Here is a 22,390-nt window from a genome sequence, read left to right as displayed (position 1 = left end):
GTAAGGGGTCATGCCGCTAAGGGGTCATGCCGCGCATTCGCTGGAGGCGCTGGAGGCGGGTTCGGATACCAGCACGCAGCTCACGCGGTGGCCGCCGCCCAGCGATACCGCCGGCGGCACGGCTGCCCGGCACTCGGGCCACGCCTGCGCGCAGCGCGGCGCGAACGTGCAGCCCGGCGGCAGGTTGGCCAGGTCGGGCGGTGCGCCGCCGATCGTCTGCAGGCGCTGGCCGCGGTCCATGCCATGCTGGCGGCTTTGCAGCAGCGCGATGGTGTAGGGATGGCGCGCCTCGCGCATCAACGTGCGGATCGGGCCTTCCTCGACGATACGGCCGCCGTACATCACGGCCACGCGGTCGGCAATCTCCACGGCCGCGCCGATGTCATGGGTGACGAAGACAATCGACAGGCCCAGTTCGCGCTGCAGTTCGCGCAGCAGGATCAGCACCTGGATCTGCACCGTGGCATCGAGCGCCGTGGTCGGTTCGTCGGCCAGCAGGATCTTCGGCTGCGCGGACAGCGCCAGCGCAATCATCGCGCGCTGCCGCATGCCGCCCGACATCTCGTGCGGATAGGCGGCCAGGCGGCGCGCCGGGCTCGGAATCCGCACCGATTCCAGCGCCTTGAGCGCCAGCGCCTGGGCTTCGGCCCGCGATACCTTGCGATGGGTGCGGATGCATTCGACGATCTGCTGGCCCACGGTGTAGACCGGGTCGAGCGCCAGCAGCGGCTCCTGGAACACCATGGCGACGATGCCGCCGCGCAGGCGGGCCAGCGCGCGCTTGTCGAGCTTGAGGACGTCCTGCCCGGCGACGCGGATATCGCCCTGCATCGTCGTGCGGCGGGGCGGATGCAGGCGCATCAGGGCGCGCAGCGTCACGCTCTTGCCCGAGCCCGATTCGCCGATCAGGGCAACCGCTTCGCCCGGCGCGACGTCGAGCGACACGCCATTCACGGCTCGGATGGTCTTGCCGCCGCCCGAGAACGTCACCCGCAGGTCACGCACCGAGACGGCCGGCGCGGCCGGGGTGACGGAGGCGGCGGGGCTGGAGGAGGAACTGGTGGAGTCTGTGGACATCGAAAATCTCCGGCGAATCAGGGCGTGGCGGCGTGCAGGCCGGGCGTCATGCGGCGCAGCGGCAGCGAATGGCCGCCGTCGGGCATCGCCATCAGGCACGACACCGGATGGCCGGCCAGCGCATCGGACAGCATTGGCGCGCGCCGTTCGCAAACGGGCTCGGCGCGGGCGCAGCGCGGATGGAAGCTGCAGCCGGACGGCGGGTTGATCGGGTTGGGCGGGTCGCCGGCCAGCGGCGCGGCCTGGGTGCGGTGGTCGGGGTCCATCGACGGCATCGACGCCAGCAACGCGCGCGTGTACGGGTGCGCGGGGTTGGCATAGACCGATTCGGTGTCGCCGATCTCCACGACCTTGCCCAGGTACATGACCATCACGCGGTCGCACAGGTAGCGGATCACGTTGAGGTCGTGGCTGATAAAGACGTAGGTCAGGTCGAACTCGGCCTTGAGGTCCAGCAGCAGGTTCAGCACCTGGGCTTCGACGGATTTGTCCAGCGCGGACACCGCTTCGTCCAGGATCACCAGGCGCGGCCGCAGGGCCAGCGCACGCGCGATATTCACGCGCTGCCGCTGGCCGCCCGACAGTTCGTGCGGATAGCGGCCGGCAAATCGCTTCGGGTCCAGGCCCACGCGTTCCAGCAGATAGCGCGCCCGCTCGGTGGCTTCGCGGGACGGCACGCCGTGCACGCGCGGCGTGAAGGCGACCGATTCCTCGATGGTCAGACGCGGGTTCAGCGACGAATAGCTGTCCTGGAACACCATCTGCACCTGGCTGCGGAAGGCCTTCATCGGCAACTGCGGCGAGCCCACGCCCTGGGCGTCGAAGATCAGTTCGCCGCTGTCGTGGGGCGTCAGCTGCATCAGCAGCCGCGCCGTGGTGGACTTTCCGCATCCGGATTCGCCCACCACGCCCAGCGTTTCGCCCTTGAGCACGTCGAAGCTGACGCCATCGACGGCCCGCACCACGCCCCCGGCGCGGAACGGCACCGCCGATTTCAGCGGGAAATGCTTGACGAGGTCGCGAGCGATCACCAGTGGCTGGGCCGGGCCGCCGACATCGGCGGCGGCGCCCGGTACGGCGGGATGGGGGGTTGCCAGCATCTCGGCCATGCTCACTCCTTGATTTCCATGGCCGAGCGGATGCCGTCGGCCAGCAGGTTGAACGAGATCGAGGTCAGGAAGATCATCGCGCCGGGCAGCGCCGCCACCCACGGCTGCGTGTAGATGGCCGTGCGCAGCGTGTTGAGCATCAGGCCCCATTCGGGCTCGGGCGGCTTCACGCCCAGCCCCAGGAACGACAGGCCGGACGCCAGGATCATCGACACCGAGATCAGGCTGGTGGCGTAGACGAAGATCGGTCCCAGCACGTTGTTGAGCACGTGCGCCCGGACGATGGTCAGCGACGAGGCGCCCGAGGCGCGCGCCGCATCGACAAACTCGCGGTTGCGCACCTGGGTGGTCACGCTTTCGGCCACACGCACGATCTGCGGCACGAACACGATGGTCAGCGACAGCAGCGCGTTGCCCACGCCGGCGCCCAGCGTGCCGGACAGCGCGATGGCCAGCAGCACCGACGGGAACGCGTAGAGGATGTCGGTGAGCCGCATGATGATCGTGTTGGTCCAGCCGCCGGCATAGCCGGCCACGATGCCGATGGCGCTGCCGATCACGAACGCCAGCAGCACCGGCGTGATGCCCATGAACAGCGACAGCCGCGCGCCGAGCATCAGGCGCGACAGCATGTCGCGGCCCAGCTCGTCGGTGCCGAGCGGATAGCCCGCGAAGCCGATCGGCTTGAGACGCTTGAGAATCGACGATGCGTACGGGTCGGCCGGCATCAGCGCCGGGGCAAAGAGGGCCATCGCGATCAGTGCCAGCAGGATCAGCGCGGCCAGCATCGCCAGCCTGTTGCGCAGCAGGCGCCGGCCCACGGTGGTCCAGTAGCCGGGGGAGCGTTCCACCGGCAGCGGCGCCACGGTCTTGTTCAGCGTCATTTCCATGGCAGGCTCCTCAGTTCCGTTGGATGCGCGGGTCGAACAGCGTCTGCAGCGCGTCGACCAGCAGGTTCAGCAGCACGAAGAACACGGCCAGGACCAGGATCGTGCCCTGCAGCAGCGGAAAATCGCGCTGGAAGATCGCCGAGTTCAGCAGGAACCCGGTGCCGGGCCACGAGAAGACCGTCTCGATCAGGATCGAGCCGCCCAGCAGGTAGCCGAGCTGCAGGCCCATGACCGACAGCGCGGTGGGCGCCACGTTCTTGACCACGTGCCGGAACACGGCGAACTCCGACAGCCCGCGCGCGCGCAGCCCGACGATGAACTCGTTGGACAGGATTTCGGCCACCAGCGCCCGGATCGTGCGGGCGACGATGCCCATCGGGATCACCGACATCGTCACGGCCGGCAGCAGCATGTACTGGATGTGTTCCCAGTCCCACCGCCAGGAGCCCGATCCGTCGGGGCCGGCGCCGGTGGCCGGCAGCCAGCCCAGCAGCACCGAGAACGCGATGACCAGCACCATCCCCAGCCAGTAGTGGGGGATGCTGACGCCCAGCACCGACAGGAACGACGCCACGCGGTCGGGCACCGAATCGCGCAGGTAGCCGGCCACGAAGCCGAACAGGCTGCCGAACGTGAAGCCGATCAGCGTGGCCACGGCGGCCAGCCGGATCGAGTTGATGACCGCGTTCGACACTTCGGCCATCACGGGCCGGTTCGTCGCGATCGACGTCCCCAGGTCGCCATGCAGCGCGCGCGCGAGCCAGTGGAGGAATTGCTCCAGGAACGGCTTGTCGAAGCCGTACAGCGCGGTCAGCTGGCGGCGCAGGTCTTCGGACGCATCGGGCGGCAGTACCGACACGAGCGGATCGCCGGGCGCGATATGAACCAGCGAGAAGCAGAGCAGGGCGACCCCAAGCAGGATCGGCAGCGCATACACGATGCGGCGGAGCAGGTAAGTCATGGTCTGTGGCCGGCTTGTGGGGGTGGCGAGGACATTTCTATATGGCACCCTCTCCCATTGACATGGGAGAGGGGAGCAACCGGCAGCATTTGCTTGTCGGCTCAATCCATCGACATCGTCGCTATGTCGATAAACCAGCTTTGCGGCTGCACCACGCCCTTGACCTTCTTCGAGATCGCGCGCGGGCCCACGTCGTGGGCGATCAGCACGAACGGCGCTTCCTCGACGATGCGGGCATGCAGCTTGGCCAGCGCGGCGTCACGGTCCTTCTCGCCGAACGACGTACGCGCGGTTTCGATCAGCTTGTCGAACTCGGCATTGCCGAAGTAGCCCCAGTTGTTCGAAACCGGCGGCTGGGTTTTCGTGCTGACGAAGCGGACCATGGCGAAGAACGGGTCCATCGCCGCAAAGCTGACGTTGATGGCGTTGGTGCCGTGCGCGCTCGGGTCCTTGGCGCCGATGCGCCAGTTGGTGAACAGCGTGTTCCACTCGACCACGTCGAAGTCCACGTCGAAGAAGCATTCCTTGAGGTTCTGCTGCACGTATTCGTTCATCGGCAGCGGCTGCATCTGGCCGGAGCCCGATGCCGACACCTGCACCTTGACCTTGACCGGCTTGGCGGCCGAGTAACCCGCCTCGCTCATCAGCTTGCGGGCTGCTGCAGGGTCGTACTTGATGTCGAACTTCGGATTGCCCCACCACGGGTTGCCGGCCTCGACGATGCCCTTGGCCTCGGCCATGTAGCCGCCCAGCAGCGTTTTCAGGCCGGCGCGGTTCACGCACAGGTTGGCGGCCTGGCGCACGCGCTTGTCCAGCCACGGCGAATTGGGCGCGAACGACAGTTGCCACGGCCACATGTGCGGCTGGGCGTTGGCGTAGACCTCGAAGCCACGGCTCTTGATCTGCGCGATGGCGTCCGGCGCGGGGGCCTCGATCCAGTCCACCTGGCCGGACAGCAGGGCGGCCGTGCGCGCATTGGCCTCGGGCATCGGCACCATCACCACCTTGTCGATCTTCGGCGTGCGCTTCGGGTCCCAGTAGCTGGCGTTCCTTGCCAGTTCCAGGCGCTCGCGCGGCACGAAGCGCGTCATCCTGAAGGGGCCCGTGCCCGATGCGTCGGCGGCAAACGCCACCCATGCCTGCTTGCTGCGCTCGGCCGGGTCGGTCACCGACGCCGGCACGGCGGCCAGCTTCTTCTCCCACTGCGCGGGCGACGCCATGAACAGGTTCGAGACGTTATAGGGCACGAACGAATCGGGCTCGGACGTCACCAGTTCCACGGTCAGGTCGTCGATCTTCTTCGCGCTGCGCAGCGTGGGCATGCGCGATGCCGTGACCCCGACCTGGCTCGGATCGAACTGTTTGGCGGTCTTGTCGAGCACCTTGTTGACGTTCCAGACCACGGCGTCGGCGTTGAACGGCGAGCCGTCGTGGAACTTCACCCCCGGCCGCAGCTTGAATGTCCACCGGGTCTTGTCCTTGTCGTCGACCTTCCACTCGGTGGCCAGGCCCGGCACCAGCAGGCTCGGGCCGTTGCTCCGGGACAGGTCCCAGGCGGTCAGCGCGTCGTACATCGGAATGCCGGTGAAGCGGTTGCCTTCGAAACCCTGGTCGGGCTGGCCCAGCGTGCGCGGGATATCGGCGGCGGTCATGCCGATGCGCAGTACCTTGTCGGCCATGGCCGCGCCCGGCAGGGCCAGCAGGGACAGGGCGACGGCAGCCGAGGCCGAACGGACGACAGCGGAGAAACCTTTGGCGCGGGGATACGTGGAGAGGGTCACAGGCAGGGCTCCTGATTGGGGGATGGGTTGAACGCTTGTGTTCGGTCTCGAACTAGCAAGTGATGTGCCAGTGCCCATGCACCATCGATGGATCACCGGCTCCGGTGGTCTGCTTCTTGCTGGTTCGACGCTCGATGTTCACTCACTGCAGACAACACAGACATGGATTCGCAATTCACTCCCCGCATCAATGGCGCCCGCCTGTGGCAATCGCTGATGGACCTGGGCGCGATCGGCGCCACGCCCCTGGGCGGCGTGTGCCGCATCGCCCTGACCGACGAAGACCGCAAGGGTCGCGATCTGGTGGTGCAGTGGTGCCGCGAGGCCGGACTCGACGTGCGCGTGGACGAGATCGGCAACGTCTTTGCGCGCCGCGCCGGCACCGACCCCAACGCGCCGGCGGTGGCCACGGGCAGCCACATCGACACCCAGCCATCGGGCGGCAAGTTCGACGGCAACTTCGGCGTGCTGGCCGGGCTGGAGGTCATGCGCACGCTCAATGACCTGGGCATTGCCACGCGCGCCCCGCTGGAAGTGGCGTTCTGGACCAACGAGGAAGGCACGCGCTTCACCCCGGTGATGATGGGGTCCGGGGTGTTCGCCGGGGTATTCGACGGGGCATTCGCACGCGCGCAGCAGGACCGCGACGGGGTGAGCGTGGGCGATGCGCTCGAAGCCATCGGCTACCTGGGCGCCCAGCCCGCCGGCCAGGTGCCGGGCGGCATGTACGCGGCCTATTTCGAGGCCCATATCGAGCAGGGGCCCGTGCTGGAAGCCGCCGGCCTGCCGATTGGCGTGGTCAGCGGCGCACTGGGCCAGCAGTGGTACGACGTGACCGTGACGGGCCAGGACGCCCATGCGGGCCCCACGCCGCTGGCGCTGCGCCACGACGCGCTGCTGGCATCGGCGCGCATGATGGAGGCCGTCAACCGCATTGCGCGCGACGAGGCGCCGCATGGGCGCGGCACCGTGGGTTTTGTCGAGGTCAAGCCGAATTCGCGCAACGTGATTCCGGGGCGCGTCGATTTCTCGGTGGACTTCCGCAACCTGTCGCAGGCCGGGCTCGACCGCATGGACGCGGCGATGCGCGCCGCGTTTGCCGGCATCGCGGACGCCGCCGCCGTCACGGTGGCCGTGCGTCAGGTGGTCAAGTTCGAGCCCTGCATCTTCGCGCCCGCGTGCGTGGACAGCGTGCGGCGCGCGGCCGCGTCACTGGGGCTGCCGCATATGGATGTGGTGAGCGGGGCCGGGCACGATGCCGTCTACGTGGCCCAACGCGCGCCCACGGGCATGATCTTCGTGCCGTGCAAGGACGGCATCAGCCATAACGAGCTGGAAGACGCGCTGCCCGAGCATATCGAAGCCGGCGCCAATGTGCTGCTGCAGGCGATGCTGGAGCACGCGCGGTAAGCCTGCCGGCAGCGGAACGCCGGAGGTCAGTGGGCGATCGACCGCGAGATCGCCCACGCGCATTCGATCACCAGCGGCCCGAGCTTCTTCTGCGCGTCGGCCATGGTCCAGCGGCTGGCCGGCGGGGACACATGCACCGCGCCAACGGCCTCGCCACGGCTGTTCACGATGGGCGCCCCCACGCCCATGTCACCGAGGAACAGTTCCTCCTCATTGCACGCATAGCCCAGGGTGCGGCATGCCACCACCTGCTCGAAGATCGCCGCCACATCGGTCAGCGTGGCCGGCGTACGCGCCTGCCGCGTGGAGGCTTCGAGCATCGCGCGCACCTGGTCGTCGGGCAGCTGGCTCAGGTAGGCCCGGCCGGAACTCGTGCAATACATCGGAATCCGCATCCCCACCGGCGTCAGTACCGGCATGTGCTTGGCGGTCATGAGTTGCGCGACGTAGACCATGTCGAGCCCCACGGGCTCGGTCAGGTTGGCCGTCTCGCCGCTGGCATTGGCCAGTTGCGACAGATAGGGGCTGGCAATCGGGATCAGCGCATCGGCCGCCAGGTAGTTGTAGCCGATCTCCATCACCCTGGGCGTCAGCCGGAAGCGCCGCGTCTGCGGGTGCTTGTCGACGTAGCCGAGCCGCTCCAGCGTATGGATGGTGCGCTGGGCCGAACTCTTGGTCATGCCGGTGAGGGTGGCGATTTCCACCAGGGTCAGCGTGCGATGCACGGCGCTGAACACGCGCAGGACTTCAAGCCCTTTTTCCAGCGACTGGTTGAAGAGCGGGTCGGGACGGTCGCCGTCGGTGATGGCCATGGGGGTAGATCCGGATTCGGCACCATCGTCGTGATCCGCTGCACCACGATGGCTGCATATTGCACCAAGATATTGATGTATCGATTATCGATTCATGGCGGACCGCTCATGATAGGCGCAACGGCCGTCACATGGCGCGCTGTCGGGCCATGCATGGTGTTTACCCCTAGGAAATTCCGGGTTGTGTCCAGTGAAATATCACACTAGTATCACAGCAACTTCAAACGAACAGACCGTTACCTGCCGTGGTGAATCCGATTCGACTGGTTGGCGCCGCCGACCCCGCGCCCGCAGCGCCCACCGCCGCCCAGAGCGGCGCGGCAATGCGCGAGCAGGCCTATACCGAAATCAAGCGCCGCATCATCGCGTGCGAATTCCGTCCGGGCGAACCGCTGAACGAGGCCCAGGTGGCCGCGCTGCTGGGCCTGGGCCGTACGCCCGTCCACCAGGCGCTGCATCGGCTCGAAGTGGAAGGGCTGGTGTCGATCCTGCCGCGCAAGGGCGTGCTGGTGACGCCGCTGTCGCTCAATGAAGTGCTGGACATGATCGAAGTGCGCGCCACCAACGAGGTGCTGTGCGCCACGCTGGCCTGCGAGCGCGGCCACGACAGCGATTTCAAGGCGATGCGCGACATCGTCGACCGCTCGCCCGAACTGGTCGCCCGGCGCGACATCCCGGCGCTGGCCGCCCTGGATCTGAAGTTCCACACGGCCATGTCGGCCGCCTCGCGCAACCGCGTGCTGGCCGATCTGCTGCGCGGCCTGCACGAGAAACAGGCGCGCTTCTGGTTCCTCTCGCTGTCCGATCCGCAGCACTTGGAGAACGTCTACCAGGAGCATCTGGAGATCGTCGACGCCCTGGAGCGGCGCGACGTGCCGGCCGTGCGCGAGGCCATCCGCGAACACATTGACGAATTCCGGAAGAACATCATCCGGACACTCTGACCCGCACTTTTCCCTCGTAACAAGGTAGTACGCAATGCCGACACTGCATCTCCAGGTAGCCGGCGGGGGCGCGCTCGCCCTCGACATCGAACGACTGATCATCGCCGGCTGGACTGGCCGCGACATGGAAGCCGTCCAGCACCATATCGACGAACTGAAGGCCATTGGCGTGAAGCCGCCGGCCACCGTGCCCACGTTCTATCCGCTGGCTGCCCAGCTGCTGACCACCGACGACGTGCTGGAAGTGCCGCGCGACGACTCGTCGGGCGAGACCGAATTCGTGCTGCTGCAGGGCGCCGATGCGCTCTATATCGGCATCGGATCGGACCACACCGACCGCAAGGTCGAGGCGTATGACGTGACGGTGTCCAAGCAGATGTGCGCCAAGCCGATGGGCCGCGAAGTGTGGCGCTTCGACGAGGTGGCCGATCACTGGGACGCCCTGGAAATGCGCTGCTGGCGCGTGCGCGACGGCCAGCGCGCGCTGTACCAGGAAGGCAAGGTAACGCGCCTGCTGGACCCGCGCGACCTGATCGAACGCCTGAGCGGCGAATCGCGGTTGCCGCCCGGCACCGCGATGTTCTGCGGCACCCAGGCTGTGATCGGCGAGATGGGCCACGGCGAGTCGTTCGAAGTGGAACTGCACGACCCCGTGCGCAACCGCAGCCTGCGCCACGCCTATCGCGTGCAGACGCTGGCCGTTGCCGAGTGAGCGTGGCCATGACTGCACCGACCATTGCAGCACTGGCCGCGGCGCTGGCAGCCGGCCGGACCACCAGCGTGGCCCTGACCGAAGACGCGCTGGCCAGGATCGACCGTCATAGGCAGGCGGGCGGCGCGGCGTTCATGAGCGTCGACGCCAAGGGCGCGCTGGCACAGGCCCATGCGGCCGACCAGGCCCGCGCGGCCGGCTACGTGGCATCGCCGCTGGCCGGGCTGCCAGTCTCCATCAAGGATCTGTTCGATGTGCGCGGCCAGGTGACGCGTGCCGGCTCGAAGGCACTGGACGGCAGCGCGCCGGCCCAGGCCGACGCCCCGGCCGTGGCGCGGCTGCGCGCCGCTGGCGCCGTGCTGATCGGCCGCACCAACATGAGCGAGTTCGCGTTCTCGGGCCTTGGCCTGAACCCGCACTACGGCACGCCGCGCACGCCGTTCGACGCCGATCGCATCAGTGGCGGCTCGACGTCGGGCGGCGCCGTCAGCGTGGCAGAGCAGATGGCCGTGGCCGCGCTGGGTACCGATACCGGCGGCTCGATCCGCATTCCGTCGGCGTTCTGCGGCCTGACCGGCTTCAAGCCCACCGCGCGCCGCGTGCCGCTGGACGGTGCCGTGCCGCTGTCCACGTCGCTCGACTCGGCCGGCCCGCTGGCCCGCTCGGTGGCGTGCTGCGTGGCGATGGATGCGGTGCTCAGCGGCCAAACGCTGGACACGCGCGCCGCCAACCTGCGCGGCCTGCGCTTCTACGTGACCCGCGACTTCGTGGCTGACGGCCTGGATGCCGAGGTGGCCCAGGCGTTTGAGGCCGCGCTGGCGAAGCTTTCGGCGCAAGGCGCGCAGATCGTGGAATTCGCTTTCCCCGAACTGCGCCGCCTGCCCGAGATCAACGCGGCCGGCGGCCTGACCGCGGCCGAAGCGTGGACCTGGCATCGCGAACTGCTGCAAACGAAGGGCGACCAGTACGACCCGCGTGTGGCCCAGCGCATCCGCCGCGGCGAGACGCTGTCTGCCACCGACTACATCGTCCTGCTGGCAGAACGCCGCGCCATGCAGCGGCGCGCCGCCGAACTGCTGCGCGATGCCGATGCCTGGCTGATGCCGAGCGTGGCCGTGCGTCCGCCGCGCCTGGACGCGCTGCAGCGCGACGAGGACTTTTTCGCGACCAACGGCCTGGTGCTGCGCAACCCGAGCGTGATCAATTTCCTCGATGGCTGCGCGGCGTCGCTGCCGATAGGCGAGGGGATCGGGCTGGGCGTCTGCGGCCTGCATGGCAACGATGCCCGCGTGCTGCAGGTGGCTGCGGCCATCGAGCCAATCCTGTCCTGACGCATTACACGTAGCACCGGCCGGATTCCCACGGCCGCCGCAACAAGCGCCAGCACAGCGCAATGCGAGAGGGCGCCGCCAACGTAGCGGCGCCCCGCCAACCACACCCAAGGAGTAGTCACCGATGTCTTCCGTGATGAGCGGCGCCCCCGGCGCCCTGGAGAACCTGCCGCCCGCGCAACTGGCGCAGCAACGCAACGAGGCGTACCGCAAGATCACCGTGCGCCTGATCCCGTTCCTCGTATTCCTGTTCATCCTGGCCTGGATCGACCGCGTCAACGTGGGGTTCGCCAAGCTGCAGATGCTCCAGGACCTGCAGTTCAGCGAAGCCGTGTACGGGCTGGGCGCGGGAATCTTCTTTATCGGCTACTTTCTGTTCGAGGTGCCGAGCAACCTGTTGCTGGAAAAGATCGGCGCACGCAAGACGCTGGCGCGCATTACGATCCTGTGGGGCCTGGCGTCGATGGCGATGATCTTCGTGAAGACGCCAATGCAGTTCTACACGCTGCGCTTCATGCTGGGCATCTTCGAGGCCGGCTTCTTCCCGGGCGTGGTGCTGTACCTGACCTACTGGTTCCCGGCCGCGCGGCGCGCCCGCATCAACGGCCTGTTCATGACGTCGTTTGCGATCGCAGGCGTGGTCGGCGGCCCGCTGGCCGGCTTCATCATGAGCGCGATGGACGGCGTGGACGGCCTGGCCAACTGGCAATGGCTGTTCGTGATCGAAGGCATTCCGTCGGTGCTGGCCGGTATCGCCGTGCTGATGTACCTGCCGGAAAAGCCCGTCAACGCCAGGTGGCTGTCGCAGCAGGAGCAGGCCATCGTGACGCGCGACATCGAACAGGAAGCACGCGACCCCGCCAAGCATTCGTCGCTGAAGGGCGCCTTTGCGAACTCGCGCGTCTGGATCTGCGCGGCGATCTATTTCTGCGTGGTGAGCGGCAATGCCACCATCGCGTTCTGGTCGCCGTCGATCATCAAGGAACTGGGCGTGCAGGGCAACCTGCGGATCGGCCTGGTCTCGGCCATCCCGTTCGTGGCAGGCACCATTGCGATGGTGCTCAACGGCATCCACTCGGACCGCACCGGCGAGCGCCGCATGCACTGCGCGCTGGCTACGCTGCTGGCCGCCGTGGGCCTCACGCTGACGGGCTTCTGGCTGCACAGCGCCGTGCTGGCCCTGATCGCGCTGACCCTGGCGTCGGTCGGCATCCTGGCCGCATTCCCGGTGTTCTGGTCGCTGCCCTCGGCCTTCCTGGCCGGCACCGCCGCCGCCGGCGGCATCGCGCTGATCAACTCGATCGGCAACCTGGCCGGCTTTGTGGCGCCGTACATGATCGGCTGGTTCAAGACCACGACCGGCCAGCTGGCTTCGGGCCTGTACTTCGTGGCCGCCCTGGAGGCCTGCGCCACGGTCCTGGTGATCGCCTTCATCCGCGCCCGCCAGTAAAGCGGAAAAGTGGAGCGGCAGTATCGGCCGGGCGGGCAGGGGACTGGATTCCCCCGGCGCCTTGCGATACAATCCGCATCCTTATTGCGCCGCAGGCTGAAGTTACGCCGGCGGCACGAACCGGATCCCGGCGCGCAACGCGCCACAGCAAGCCACAAGCAGGAAAAGGCGGGCAGTCCAGCCGCCTTTTTTGCTTTGTGAATGCCCGGTTCCAGGACTGCGAGGGTGGCGAAATTGGTAGACGCACCAGGTTTAGGTCCTGACGCCAGCAATGGTGTAGGGGTTCGAGTCCCCTCCCTCGCACCAACCTACCTTTTTGTTGCGTAATCGCAACTTTTGCACTCTGCGCCATTCGGTGGCACTAAACGCCGGAAAGCCAAGCCCAGCAAAGGTTGGCGGGTGATTTGCGTGCTTGACCTCGGCCGAGGCGCGCCACTTCCCGACACTATAAAATCACCCCGCGCTCCCCATTTTTTCCCCACGGATTCCCCATGGCATCCTTTCAGAAAGTGGCGAAGGGCTGGCGAGTGCAGATTGCGATCAAGGGTCAGCGCGATAGCCGAATTTTTCCGAACAAGTTGCTGGCCACCGAGTGGGCGGCCCACCGCGAGGCCGATCTTCGCTCCATCGACAACCGCCAGGGCAGCAAAACCCACACCATCGGCGACGTCCTCGACGACTATCAACGCAAGATCAGCCCGACCAAGCGTGGCGCCCGGTGGGAAAAGCTCCGCCTGGACCTCATCGGCTGCAAGGAGATCGAGGGCAGCCCCTTCCGCGACATCCTTCTGGTCAACCTGCGGCCCGCCCACATCGCCGCCTGGCGTGACGCGCGGCCTGGTCGTCGGCGGCGGATTCGAGGTGGTCGTACAGTTCCCAGAAGTCCTGCACGAGCGGGTGGTCCGCGCCGATGGCCTGCTGGCGCTCCACGGCCAGTCGTGCAGAAGCACTGGCATGGTAAGCCGGCTCAATCTCACACCCCACCCACCGATGCCCATGCTCCTTAGCCGCAGCCAGGAACGTGCCTGAGCCGGCAAAGGGATCGCAGACAACACTGCCCGCCGGCACCAGGCGCACGACTTCGCGCGCCAGGCCGGCGGGCTTCTGCGTCATGTGAGACTTGGGGCGGGGCAGGCGTTCGGCGAAGACGCCGGGCAGATGCACCTTGTGGTCGGTACGCACCGCGCCCTTCGTCGCCCACACCATGAACTCTGCCTGCTGCGAAAACCCGCCCAGGCGCGGCCGGGCGCCGCCGGCGGTCTTGTCCCAGACGGCCACGCTACGCCAGATGAATCCCGCCCCTTGGATGGCGTCGGTCAGGCTGGGCAACTGCCGCCAGTCGATGAAACAGACCAGGTGGCCACCATCCTTCGCTGCACGGAACGCCTCGCTCAGCCAGCTCATGCACCAGTAGGTCCAGGACCGCTGATCCTTGTTGTCGTGGCTGAACTCGGGATAGACGGTCTTCACGTCGGAGCCGATGTACTTCTGGCCCGGCGTCTGAGCACGTGTGCTGGCGTGCAGGCCGCCGGACGAGTAGGGCGGGTCGGTGAAAAACAGATCCACGGACTTGTCGGGCAAGCCGCGCAGCATGTCAAGGGCGTTGCTTTGGTAGAGGCGGTCGAGCTCCATGGCGGACATCTCCGGTACACGAAGCTCGCGGGCTCTCGGGTCCGGGGCGCTCGGCCCTCAACTGGTTCATCGTGCCGCAGCGCGGGCACTTGATGGCAAGGCAAACGTAGTCGCCCATGCCGAGCTTGCGGTTACAGATACCGCAGCGGATTTCCTGCATGATTTGCACTCCCAGCGTGTGCTAGGATGCCTGCGCCTCGCGAGGTGGCGCGGCCCTGGCCGGACTGGCAGGCTGGTTCTGCTGGAACGGGGCGTGAGCGGTGCTCCAACACCGATCACGTCGCCGCGTCTTTCTTTCTGGTGACGAAAGATTGTCACGTGCGCGGGCGGGGAACGCACATGGTGCGTGTAGTTGCTCACGTGCGTACAACACGTGAAGTGCTGATGAAGTCTGGCGCGTCTGGGAAGAAATGCGTGAGAGCCGGCTGACGGCCGAGTTCGGCCAGGAGCAGCCACTTGCGAACGTACCCCCGAAGCGGGCATTCAGTTCTCGGGTACTATCGACGTGCCCGATTGCAGGGCCCCCGTCCCCCCCCCCCTGCCGGAAGCCGTTACAGAGACAGTGCCGCATCCGGTGGTCTTGCAGCTTGCTTGAACGAATGCACAGATGCCAGGCTTTGATCTATATCCTCCCGCGATGCTGCCAGACGGCTTCCGCTATCCAAAGGGCCTCACGGACATAGCAGCGGGCAAGCAGCATGTGCCCTCCGGATATTGGTGGTTCATCGACGCAAATTCCAAGGCTGGGAGACTTGCCTATTCAATTCGCGGCCACGACGGCCGGAACCTGGTTCCGTTCGCTAAGGTTGACGACGGCCGTGGGGATGTTGCTTGTTTTGACGGCAACGACTGCACAGGCGAACCGGCCGTCTTGATGCTTGTACTTGATGACTCGGGGCGAAGTTACTCATATCGCAACTTCGAGGAATGGATGAAGGCAGAACTGGACCGCTCCTGAAGGTTCAACCTAAAAACGGTCGTCCAATACTACGAAGTCGAGAGGTAGCTACAGATCGTCCGTTTGCCCCTGAACCTCGGAAAGGCCCGGTTAGGGTGAGCCGGTGAGCCGAGGGCAGAGACCGGCCATAAGCGGTCCGTCGCGAACTTGTGGTCCGGGCATCGTATCATCCGGTTTGTGGACGCTCCGCAGTCCCGGCTTTGCTAAGCCACATACGGCTTCAGAGAAGAAAGTGCAATATCAAGCTGGGCTGGCTCAAACTCGATGCCGAACGATACAGAGTGCCAATAGTTTCCGTTTTCTGTGAATACGTGCTTTCCAATCGCACCAGAAACACACAGATACCCTCTCGAATTGGCCGCCGAAATACTCAGTTCGATTTCCTTCGGTGACGTCGATTCGAGCTTTGCTACTGCAATAGAAGTATTTTGAAGCTCGACAAGGGACTCGAAGAATTTCTTCATATCCTCTGCATAAACCCAAGCGCTGCAGCTTCCGCGAAACCCGCGCGAAGACACAGAAATGCGCAAGTGAGTACCACCGTAGCTTTGGCCACTGGGTTCCTCATGGTCCAACACTGATAATTCAAAGAGGTCGTCGCGATTGCTGAATTGGAGCATGGCGATGCAGGCCAAGTATTGATCGATTGTCGGGCTCATTGAAAACCGCAAGTGAAAAATCTTCACGACACGCGGGATGAGTATCGTACACGGCAATGTGCAGGCGCGACGGTCCGGTTTGCGATGGTTCGTGAATCATAGTGTTCTTGGCATTGAATGTCCGCAACGGGGAAGCGTGGCCGTCCGCTCTGGGTCGTTAGGCGACCTTCAGAACTCGTCGGCAACTTCCTTACCACGAGTGGCTATTTCCATCTCCAACGCCGACGTATATCCGTTTCCGGAGTACGTGTGTGTAACTTTTGCGACTACCCACCCCGTCCCATCAATCTCCGGCTTCCACCCCGTCACGGTTGCCGGCAGCTCCGGAAACACTTCCGGCCGCCCCCGCGCCAGCGTTATCTGGAACGAAGCGACCCCACGTTGGATCCTTTGCCATTCCGCCCGCGCAGCGCGTTCGGCGTTGGACTTGGTGGCATAGGTATGCCGCAGGACTTTAACGTTATCGGGATCTGAGTTCACCAGGACGTCGGCGGCCGTAGGTTCCCCAGGGGAAGGTGAACTGGCTGCAGCTTTGGTCCCGTTCGAAGCGTCCACCACAACTTCCCCTTTCTCCGCCCGCCGTGCGTCCTGGTAGTACGCCTTCACGCCGTTGTAGTTGTCCCGATCCGCCACCGCGAAGCTGTGGGTGTCGCCGCTGGCTCGCGTGATATGGACACTGGGCGCGCGTACAAAACGTGACAGTGCTAGAAGTCCCGCGCCTACGGGAAGAAATGCGTGAGAGCCGCCTGACGGGTGAGTTCGGCAAGCATCTGTCTTTCAGTGATGAAGAGTTGATCGGCAGCTATATGACGCGGCACCGAGTTGCCACTGCTTCTGGCTAGCGTCCAACATACTGCTGGTGGCTGGCGAGCGCGGCGCCGGGTGGCTGCGCAAATCGGCCTGCAAGTAGCGAAGCCACCCGCATCCGGTTCGCCGCATCACCCGTCACGACGACCAATCCGCTATCCACTGCCTGCTGCCAGGACATACGTCCTTCCAGCAAGCCTCGGAGCACCAGCTCTCCCGTGACCACAACAACGTCCCCCTCGGCAGGGCCCGCATCGTGATCGGCATGAACGTCAGCCTGGCGTTTCCCGACTGGGGCATATCGCGTCCAAAGTCGCGTTTCCACCAGCAGCAGGGACGTGGGCGGCAGCTTTGATTTGACTGAAGTCAGACGCTGCTCAAGCCGATGGGCCGCATTGTCCGCTCGCAAGCGGGCTTCCGTTCCCGTCAGATTGTCCGCGGATGGCAGCGCGCCTGCGGAGAGCGCGTCGTTCATCGCAAAGGCGACGCCAATAGACGCGGGATGAGCGGCGCCAACTTCGTCGCCGAGGACGAAGTCGGACCCGCACGCCGCTCCCCGGGTCGGGGCCAGGGCCAGCGTACCCGCGACGAGCACAGCGGCCAGCGCAGTCAGCTTAGCCTTCATGGCGTCACGATGTTGAACCAGAACGGGAACGAATCGAGCAGGCCGAGGAATTCTCCCAGTGCCTCGCGGCGGCCCTCCACTTTCATGTCTCCCTTTGCGATGGCGTTCTCGATTGTCGTCTCCTTGAGCTGGATGGAATCGAGCGTCGCCTTGGACAAGGTGATCTTGGCGTCTGCCTGCGGCAAGGGCTTGCCGTAGTTCAGGACGGCATTCTCGACGGCCAGACCATATTGCTTCTTGAGGTCTGTGAAATCGAGGTTCAGAGCGATCTTCTTGCCTGCGGCCTTCGGCCCATTCAGACGCACCGAGAGGTAGTCGAACAGCATTTCAGGCGGCATGGCCTTGATGGTGTCCGGACTGGCCACATCGGTGCCACCGGCCTTTGGCACGCCATTACGCAACTCGTATGCGCCCATCAGGTACACGGAGCGCCACGGCCCGCTTTCCGCCTGGTAGCCGAGCTGCTCCAGGGAGTCGGCCAGCAAGTCCTTGCCTGCCTTGCTGTTCGGATTGGCAAATACCACCTGCTTGAGCGCCTCCGCGGTCCAGCGATAGTCGCCCTTGTCGAAATCCGCCTTGGCACGCTTCAGGATGGCCGCTTCACCGCCCATGTACTCGACGTACTTCTTCGCGGCCATTTCGGGTGGCAGATTATTCAGGTCCGACGGATTGCCGTCATACCAACCCATGTACCGCTGATACACCGCGCGTGAATTGTGGCGCAGCGTGCCGTAGTAGCCCCGGTTCGGCCAGAACTTGTCGAGCTCGGGCGGCAGCTTGATCATTTCCGAAATCTCTTCCCCCGTGTAGCCCTTGTTCATCAGGTTGACCGACTGGTCGTGGGTGTACTTGTAGAGATCCCGCTGCTTCTTCCAATAGTCAATGATCTTGGCATTGCCCCACATCGGCCAATGGTGAGCCTGGAATTTGAAATCGACGTCCTTGCCGTACGTATCGATGGTTTCGTTGAGGTAGCTGGACCACTTCAGTGCGTCGCGTACCTGTGCTCCACGCAGGGTCAGGATGTTGTGCATGGTGTTGGTCGTGTTTTCGGCCATCCACATGCCTTTGAATTGCGGGAAGTACGTATTCATCTCGGCGGGCGCCTCGGTGCCAGGAGTCATCTGGAACACCATTTTCACGCCGTCCACGGTCACTTCGGTCCCGGTCTTGCTGATGATGTCCGTGGGAACGATCAGCCCTGCCGTACCAGTGGAAACCGTTTGTCCGAGGCCGCCATTCACACCGCCACGATCGTTCCGAGGCAAAAGCGCGCCATACATATACACGGCGCGGCGCCCCATGGCATTACCGGCAATGACGTTCTCACTCACCGCATGCTCGGTAAAGCCCTCTGGCGCAAAGATCTTCACCTTGCCCGATTTCACATCGGCCTCGTTCACTACACCACGCACGCCACCGTAGTGATCGATGTGTGAATGGCTATATACAACAGCCACCACTGGTTTCGAGCCGAGATGCTGCGTCACAAAGTCATACGCAGCCTTGGCTGTTTCTTCAGAGATGAGCGGGTCGAGAACAATCCAGCCCGTATTGCCCTGCACAAACGTCACGTTGGACAGATCGAAACCGCGAACCTGGTAAATGCGATCCGACACCTTGAACAGACCGTTCTGCATGGTGAGTTGCGCGTTGCGCCACAGGCTCGGATTTACTGTGTCAGGGGCGGGCTTGTCGATGCTGATGTACTGCTTGTACGCCTCAAGATCCCAAACGACGTCGCCCTTGGCATTGCGTATCGTCAGCTTGTCCGGTTTAGCAACCAGACCACGCTGCGCGTCTTCGAAATCCGCCTTGTCATTGAAGGGCAGTTCGTTGAGGACTGCCGCGTTTGCCGCCTTTGTGGCCGCCGTTGCCGGCTTGCCTCCAATTGGCGGAGTTTGCGCCCAGCCCAATGATGTCCACGCCATGGCAAGCGCGCCAGTCAAAACGAATGCGGCCTTCATTGCTCCCCCCTAAGAAGTCCTCCGAGTGAGCGGATGGTCTCCCACCGCATGACGCTGCAGAAGTGAATATTTTCTTGTTTGTGTGAAGTTTTTCTTCGGGGGTTGGACAGCCCTGGAACCGCGCTGCGCGCTAACCACGCGCACAGCGCGCGAATCGAACGCGAACACGCTCGGAACACCCGTGTCACTTCTCTCGCGAAATGTCGGCCGTGGGCCACCGGAGATACTGTATGAATATATAGTATCCCCCCCCAAAAATACTCAAGGAGCCCTAGCCACTAGAGCAGTGCCGTCCCGACGTAGTGCGAGCGCCAGCCATGCTTCCCTGCTCAAATCACTCGAAGATTAACCGCTGATTAACCAGTGTGGGGATACCCACATGCGCCCGGCGGGCCAGGCATCCGAGGGGCCGTGGCGACCCTATACTTCGGCCCCATAGAGCTGACCATCCCAAGCGCAGTCGAAAGCCGCCATGAATCCATTTGACGCCAGCCTGTTGCACGCGCTAAACCACTTTGCGTTCCGCTGGGAACTGTTCGATCGGCTGGCCATGGCGACCACGCAGTTCTACCTGCTGCGCGGCGTGCCGCTTATCGCTATCCTCTGGTGGCTCTGGTTCCATGAGTCGGACCCCGCCCGGCGCGACAGGAACCGGGAGATCATCATTGCGACCGTATTGGCCGGGCTGTGCGCATTGCTGATCGGCCGTCTCCTCGCCCATTGGGTGCCGTTCCGCCTCCGGCCGTTCGCCAATCCGCAGCTCGGCCTGCACTTCCCTATGTCGTCCGAGGACCGGATCCGTACGTGGAGCGCCTTTCCCAGCGACCACGCCATGCTTTGGTTCGCCATTGCCACGGGCATCTGGGTGGCTTCGAAGCGGCTCGGCATTGCGGCACTGCTCTACACGCTGGTATTCATCTGCCTGTCGCGGGTGTACGTGGGCCTGCACCATCCGACCGACGTATTGGGCGGCGCGATCATCGGCATTGTCGTTTGCCTGGTACTGACGCGCACCTTCTGTCGCCGGCTCCTCGCGGAGCCATTCCTGACCTTGTCCCGACGATTCGAAGCCACGTTCTACGTGTGTATGTTTCTGCTCAGCTTCGGGCTTGCGACACATTTCGACGAAGCGCTGATGATCGGGTCGGGCGTCCTCAAGACCCTCCGCAGCGACCACGAACGGCCACCGGCCTCCTCAGCCAGCGCTCGGTTTTAGCCAGCGCGGATCGATGCCTTGAAAACGCAATGCGCCGGAAACGCCGCCTTGTCGTGGCCCTTGTCGATCACGCCGACGGCCGCAGCCGCCCCAAAAGGCCGTAAGCACATCAACAAGTGCGCCGCGATGGCTCACCCGAGGTGTGGGTGAATTCGGGTGCCGTCGCCGCATGCCGCCGCACCACGATGATGACGAGGGCAATCATCACGGCAGGCAGAATGTTCAGGTATTGGTGAAGGTACGCCGAGAGGACTGCTTGTGCTGGCGCCAGCCAGGCTGCTCCGATGACAATCCATTCCATGCGTCCCGGCGCCACAGCCCGGTGGTCACGAACGAGAAGGACGAGCGGCAAGATCAGCCACACCAGGTCATAGAACATGATGTAGGGCTGTACCAGCAACGTGGCGATAATGAGCGAGGCCGCGCGAAGTTCGAACCTGGCCCGCCGCATCCACAGGTAAGCCATCGCAAGAACTGCAGGTGCCGCGACAACGCCGTGCAACAGATAAGAAGCGTTGACGGACAAGCCGGCACTGCGGCCAAGCGCGAAGGCGGTTGGCATACCCGGCCACATCATGACGCCACCTTGCTCTACCGCCAGCGTGCTGAATTGCGGCAGGAATTCCGCAAATGCCAGCCAGGCATCCACGCCGAACGCCACAAGGCTAGCCCCGACGATTGCGAGGGTGCAAAGTGCGGAGACGCCAAACGTCTTCCATTGCCTGCCGCAGATCAGGGCCAAGGGAAACAAGACGCCAAACTGCGGTTTGATGGCAAGTATGGCGATGCACGCTCCCGCAAGAGCGGTTTCGACCTCGATCATGGCCAGTGCAGCGCCGGCGGCGGCAACCGTGAACAGGGAGTTCTGCCCCAGCCCGATCGCAATGGCGACGCCGGGGAATGCCAGCAGCAGCGGCAGATATGCGCGGTCGATCCCGCGGCACAGGCGCGCGAGCACGGCCCCATAGGCCAGCAATCCGAGCATGGAGTAAATGGTCAGGGCAATACCAAACGGCAACCGTCCGAACGGCAAGACTGCCAGCAGAAATGTCGGCGGATAGGGCCAGGGGGAATAGTTGTCCAGCCCCAGCGCCAGTTCCATTGGCTGCATCCACTGCGGCGAAAAGACGTAGGCGGCCCCATGCGCCACGGCCACCCTTGCCGCTGACCAGAAAATCGCGAAGTCGATACCGACCATCGGAGACGAATGGTCTTCCAGGATGTAGAACCGGAAGATCCATATCCCCAGTACAAGGATCTGGATGGCGAGCGCCGCCAAGGCGTAGACCGTCACGCGGCGCGTGGCCGGGCGCTCGTTATTCGTCGACGGCATAGGCTCCCTGCGGGATGGCTCGTTTGCCGAGTCTACTTCCCCGAACTCTGCGCACACACCGCCCAGTAGGGGGGAGTGTTTTCCCTCACCATCACCGGGCCTGGGACGGAAACCGGCGACGCTGGCTGACAGCCTTGGCCTGTTGCGCCGGGGTGCCGAAAATCGTCGGGTTGCTGGTATCGACGCTGAGCTTTACCGTGCCGGTCGGTCCCGTCGACGTCAGCGAGCGCACCTTGTCATCGGCCTGAAAATCAAGGGTCTGTGTCTGATTGCCGCCCAGCCTGCAGAATCCTGGCCTGGCCATGGTCAGGTGCCGCCCGATGTCGGTCGTCCAGCGCGGATCGCGCGAAAACTGAGGGCCATCCCGAGGGCGATGCCCAGCACGTCGGCCAGCAGGTCAGCCCAGGACGACGTGCGATAGGCCGTCAACGACTGAAGGACTTCGATCGCCGCGCCGTAAGCCGTCAGGGCCAGGACCAGTTGCCAGATCCGCCCCGGCCAGGCGCGCAGGCCCAGTGCGGCCAGCGTGCCGAACGCCAGCAGGTGATTGGTCTTGTCCCAGCCCGTGGTCGGTTGCGCCGTATCCGGCGGCAGCAGCGAGAGCACCAGCACCGCCAGTGCGCAGATCGAGAAAAGCCACCGATAGTGGGTCGGTGTCAGGCGTGTCACGGCAAATCTCCGTGGTCCGGGCATCTGCGGGAATTCCTTCTGCGGGA

The 22,390-nt window shown here is 64.7% G+C and carries 21 protein-coding genes and 1 tRNA gene; 8 read left to right on the top strand and 14 right to left on the bottom strand.

Annotation, left to right across the window (positions count from 1 at the left end; all coding sequences use genetic code 11):
* Window positions 1-24: 24 nt before the first annotated feature.
* The 5 genes from AC24R4_RS25885 to AC24R4_RS25865 all read right to left on the bottom strand — a co-directional run bounded on the left by AC24R4_RS25885 (window position 25) and on the right by AC24R4_RS25865 (window position 5,716).
* Window positions 25-1,077: an ABC transporter ATP-binding protein gene (locus tag AC24R4_RS25885; RefSeq protein WP_400392673.1), complete on the bottom strand. Its 1,053-nt coding sequence runs from the start codon at window positions 1,075-1,077 to the stop codon at window positions 25-27.
* A gap of 17 nt (window positions 1,078-1,094) precedes the next feature.
* On the bottom strand, window positions 1,095-2,177 hold the full coding sequence (locus tag AC24R4_RS25880) for an ABC transporter ATP-binding protein (protein ID WP_400392681.1): 1,083 nt from the start codon (window positions 2,175-2,177) through the stop codon (window positions 1,095-1,097).
* Window positions 2,178-2,188: 11 nt separating this feature from the next.
* Window positions 2,189-3,076, bottom strand: a complete 888-nt coding sequence (locus tag AC24R4_RS25875) for an ABC transporter permease (RefSeq protein WP_400392671.1) — start codon at window positions 3,074-3,076, stop codon at window positions 2,189-2,191.
* A 10-nt stretch (window positions 3,077-3,086) separates the two neighbouring features.
* The gene (locus AC24R4_RS25870) at window positions 3,087-4,037 is read right to left on the bottom strand and encodes an ABC transporter permease (RefSeq protein WP_153948146.1); all 951 of its coding nucleotides are present in this window, start codon (window positions 4,035-4,037) and stop codon (window positions 3,087-3,089) included.
* A 101-nt stretch (window positions 4,038-4,138) separates the two neighbouring features.
* On the bottom strand, window positions 4,139-5,716 hold the full coding sequence (locus AC24R4_RS25865; RefSeq protein WP_400392679.1) for an ABC transporter substrate-binding protein: 1,578 nt from the start codon (window positions 5,714-5,716) through the stop codon (window positions 4,139-4,141).
* A 264-nt stretch (window positions 5,717-5,980) separates the two neighbouring features.
* Here AC24R4_RS25865 and AC24R4_RS25860 point away from each other — a divergent pair, with 264 nt between their 5' ends.
* The gene (locus AC24R4_RS25860) at window positions 5,981-7,228 is read left to right on the top strand and encodes a Zn-dependent hydrolase (RefSeq protein WP_400392668.1); all 1,248 of its coding nucleotides are present in this window, start codon (window positions 5,981-5,983) and stop codon (window positions 7,226-7,228) included.
* Window positions 7,229-7,254: 26 nt separating this feature from the next.
* Here the strand turns inward: AC24R4_RS25860 and AC24R4_RS25855 are convergent, their stop codons facing one another.
* Window positions 7,255-8,040, bottom strand: a complete 786-nt coding sequence (locus AC24R4_RS25855) for an IclR family transcriptional regulator (RefSeq protein ID WP_400392666.1) — start codon at window positions 8,038-8,040, stop codon at window positions 7,255-7,257.
* A 245-nt stretch (window positions 8,041-8,285) separates the two neighbouring features.
* On the opposite strand from AC24R4_RS25855, the gene AC24R4_RS25850 reads away from it, so the two are divergent.
* From AC24R4_RS25850 to AC24R4_RS25830, 5 genes are all read left to right on the top strand, one after another.
* Complete coding sequence (locus AC24R4_RS25850; RefSeq protein ID WP_249640877.1) at window positions 8,286-8,984, top strand: GntR family transcriptional regulator; 699 nt, start codon at window positions 8,286-8,288, stop codon at window positions 8,982-8,984.
* A gap of 34 nt (window positions 8,985-9,018) precedes the next feature.
* Window positions 9,019-9,696: a DUF2848 domain-containing protein gene (locus AC24R4_RS25845; RefSeq protein ID WP_400392664.1), complete on the top strand. Its 678-nt coding sequence runs from the start codon at window positions 9,019-9,021 to the stop codon at window positions 9,694-9,696.
* Window positions 9,697-9,704: 8 nt separating this feature from the next.
* Window positions 9,705-11,027 carry an amidase gene (locus AC24R4_RS25840; protein ID WP_400392662.1) on the top strand — a complete coding sequence of 441 codons (1,323 nt, stop codon included), beginning with the start codon at window positions 9,705-9,707 and terminating at the stop codon, window positions 11,025-11,027.
* Between the two features lie 124 nt (window positions 11,028-11,151).
* Window positions 11,152-12,477 carry an MFS transporter gene (locus tag AC24R4_RS25835; protein WP_400392660.1) on the top strand — a complete coding sequence of 442 codons (1,326 nt, stop codon included), beginning with the start codon at window positions 11,152-11,154 and terminating at the stop codon, window positions 12,475-12,477.
* A gap of 219 nt (window positions 12,478-12,696) precedes the next feature.
* Window positions 12,697-12,783 (top strand) — tRNA-Leu (locus AC24R4_RS25830).
* A gap of 486 nt (window positions 12,784-13,269) precedes the next feature.
* On the opposite strand, the gene AC24R4_RS25825 is transcribed toward AC24R4_RS25830, so the two are convergent.
* Window positions 13,270-14,118, bottom strand: a complete 849-nt coding sequence (locus tag AC24R4_RS25825; protein ID WP_487523850.1) for a DNA-methyltransferase — start codon at window positions 14,116-14,118, stop codon at window positions 13,270-13,272.
* Entirely contained in the window at window positions 14,072-14,269 is a 198-nt protein-coding gene (locus tag AC24R4_RS25820) for a Com family DNA-binding transcriptional regulator (RefSeq protein ID WP_487523849.1), read from the bottom strand. Before AC24R4_RS25820 ends, AC24R4_RS25825 begins: the two co-directional genes overlap by 47 nt.
* A 447-nt stretch (window positions 14,270-14,716) precedes the next feature.
* On the opposite strand from AC24R4_RS25820, the gene AC24R4_RS25815 reads away from it, so the two are divergent.
* On the top strand, window positions 14,717-15,067 hold the full coding sequence (locus tag AC24R4_RS25815; RefSeq protein WP_487523848.1) for an SMI1/KNR4 family protein: 351 nt from the start codon (window positions 14,717-14,719) through the stop codon (window positions 15,065-15,067).
* A gap of 203 nt (window positions 15,068-15,270) precedes the next feature.
* Here AC24R4_RS25815 and AC24R4_RS25810 read toward each other — a convergent pair whose 3' ends face one another.
* The 3 genes from AC24R4_RS25810 to AC24R4_RS25800 all read right to left on the bottom strand — a co-directional run bounded on the left by AC24R4_RS25810 (window position 15,271) and on the right by AC24R4_RS25800 (window position 19,125).
* On the bottom strand, window positions 15,271-15,726 hold the full coding sequence (locus tag AC24R4_RS25810) for a WapI family immunity protein (RefSeq protein WP_487523847.1): 456 nt from the start codon (window positions 15,724-15,726) through the stop codon (window positions 15,271-15,273).
* 838 nt (window positions 15,727-16,564) lie between these two features.
* Window positions 16,565-17,158, bottom strand: coding sequence for a hypothetical protein (locus tag AC24R4_RS25805; RefSeq protein WP_487523846.1), 594 nt, complete (start codon window positions 17,156-17,158; stop codon window positions 16,565-16,567).
* Window positions 17,155-19,125, bottom strand: a complete 1,971-nt coding sequence (locus tag AC24R4_RS25800) for an alkyl/aryl-sulfatase (protein WP_487523845.1) — start codon at window positions 19,123-19,125, stop codon at window positions 17,155-17,157. The genes AC24R4_RS25805 and AC24R4_RS25800 overlap by 4 nt, the downstream gene beginning before the upstream one ends.
* Window positions 19,126-19,597: 472 nt before the next feature.
* On the opposite strand from AC24R4_RS25800, the gene AC24R4_RS25795 reads away from it, so the two are divergent.
* On the top strand, window positions 19,598-20,341 hold the full coding sequence (locus tag AC24R4_RS25795; protein WP_487523844.1) for a phosphatase PAP2 family protein: 744 nt from the start codon (window positions 19,598-19,600) through the stop codon (window positions 20,339-20,341).
* Window positions 20,342-20,450: 109 nt separating this feature from the next.
* Here the strand turns inward: AC24R4_RS25795 and AC24R4_RS25790 are convergent, their stop codons facing one another.
* The 3 genes from AC24R4_RS25790 to AC24R4_RS25780 form a co-directional block, all read right to left on the bottom strand.
* Window positions 20,451-21,674, bottom strand: coding sequence for a glycosyltransferase family 87 protein (locus AC24R4_RS25790; protein ID WP_487523843.1), 1,224 nt, complete (start codon window positions 21,672-21,674; stop codon window positions 20,451-20,453).
* Between the two features lie 91 nt (window positions 21,675-21,765).
* Window positions 21,766-21,978, bottom strand: a complete 213-nt coding sequence (locus AC24R4_RS25785; RefSeq protein ID WP_487523842.1) for a hypothetical protein — start codon at window positions 21,976-21,978, stop codon at window positions 21,766-21,768.
* A 2-nt stretch (window positions 21,979-21,980) separates the two neighbouring features.
* Entirely contained in the window at window positions 21,981-22,343 is a 363-nt protein-coding gene (locus AC24R4_RS25780) for a VanZ family protein (protein ID WP_487523841.1), read from the bottom strand.
* Between the last annotated feature and the right edge of the window lie 47 nt (window positions 22,344-22,390).

The sequence above is a fragment of the Cupriavidus sp. CER-90 genome (assembly GCF_057652055.1).
The sequence above is the reverse complement of the archived record's forward strand: the minus strand, read 5'-3'. Positions and strand labels throughout refer to the sequence as shown.

Bases quoted from the DNA above. Each gene is read 5' to 3' on its own strand.
- AC24R4_RS25885 (WP_400392673.1), bottom strand. From the start codon at position 1,077: ATGTCCACAGACTCCACCAGTTCCTCCTCCAGCCCCGCCGCCTCCGTC.
- AC24R4_RS25880 (WP_400392681.1), bottom strand. From the start codon at position 2,177: ATGCTGGCAACCCCCCATCCCGCCGTACCGGGCGCCGCCGCCGATGTC.
- AC24R4_RS25875 (WP_400392671.1), bottom strand. From the start codon at position 3,076: ATGGAAATGACGCTGAACAAGACCGTGGCGCCGCTGCCGGTGGAACGC.
- AC24R4_RS25870 (WP_153948146.1), bottom strand. From the start codon at position 4,037: ATGACTTACCTGCTCCGCCGCATCGTGTATGCGCTGCCGATCCTGCTT.
- AC24R4_RS25865 (WP_400392679.1), bottom strand. From the start codon at position 5,716: ATGGCCGACAAGGTACTGCGCATCGGCATGACCGCCGCCGATATCCCG.
- AC24R4_RS25860 (WP_400392668.1), top strand. From the start codon at position 5,981: ATGGATTCGCAATTCACTCCCCGCATCAATGGCGCCCGCCTGTGGCAA.
- AC24R4_RS25855 (WP_400392666.1), bottom strand. From the start codon at position 8,040: ATGGCCATCACCGACGGCGACCGTCCCGACCCGCTCTTCAACCAGTCG.
- AC24R4_RS25845 (WP_400392664.1), top strand. From the start codon at position 9,019: ATGCCGACACTGCATCTCCAGGTAGCCGGCGGGGGCGCGCTCGCCCTC.
- AC24R4_RS25840 (WP_400392662.1), top strand. From the start codon at position 9,705: ATGACTGCACCGACCATTGCAGCACTGGCCGCGGCGCTGGCAGCCGGC.
- AC24R4_RS25835 (WP_400392660.1), top strand. From the start codon at position 11,152: ATGTCTTCCGTGATGAGCGGCGCCCCCGGCGCCCTGGAGAACCTGCCG.
- AC24R4_RS25825 (WP_487523850.1), bottom strand. From the start codon at position 14,118: ATGTCCGCCATGGAGCTCGACCGCCTCTACCAAAGCAACGCCCTTGAC.
- AC24R4_RS25820 (WP_487523849.1), bottom strand. From the start codon at position 14,269: ATGCAGGAAATCCGCTGCGGTATCTGTAACCGCAAGCTCGGCATGGGC.
- AC24R4_RS25815 (WP_487523848.1), top strand. From the start codon at position 14,717: ATGCCAGGCTTTGATCTATATCCTCCCGCGATGCTGCCAGACGGCTTC.
- AC24R4_RS25810 (WP_487523847.1), bottom strand. From the start codon at position 15,726: ATGAGCCCGACAATCGATCAATACTTGGCCTGCATCGCCATGCTCCAA.
- AC24R4_RS25805 (WP_487523846.1), bottom strand. From the start codon at position 17,158: ATGAAGGCTAAGCTGACTGCGCTGGCCGCTGTGCTCGTCGCGGGTACG.
- AC24R4_RS25800 (WP_487523845.1), bottom strand. From the start codon at position 19,125: ATGAAGGCCGCATTCGTTTTGACTGGCGCGCTTGCCATGGCGTGGACA.
- AC24R4_RS25795 (WP_487523844.1), top strand. From the start codon at position 19,598: ATGAATCCATTTGACGCCAGCCTGTTGCACGCGCTAAACCACTTTGCG.
- AC24R4_RS25790 (WP_487523843.1), bottom strand. From the start codon at position 21,674: ATGCCGTCGACGAATAACGAGCGCCCGGCCACGCGCCGCGTGACGGTC.
- AC24R4_RS25785 (WP_487523842.1), bottom strand. From the start codon at position 21,978: ATGGCCAGGCCAGGATTCTGCAGGCTGGGCGGCAATCAGACACAGACC.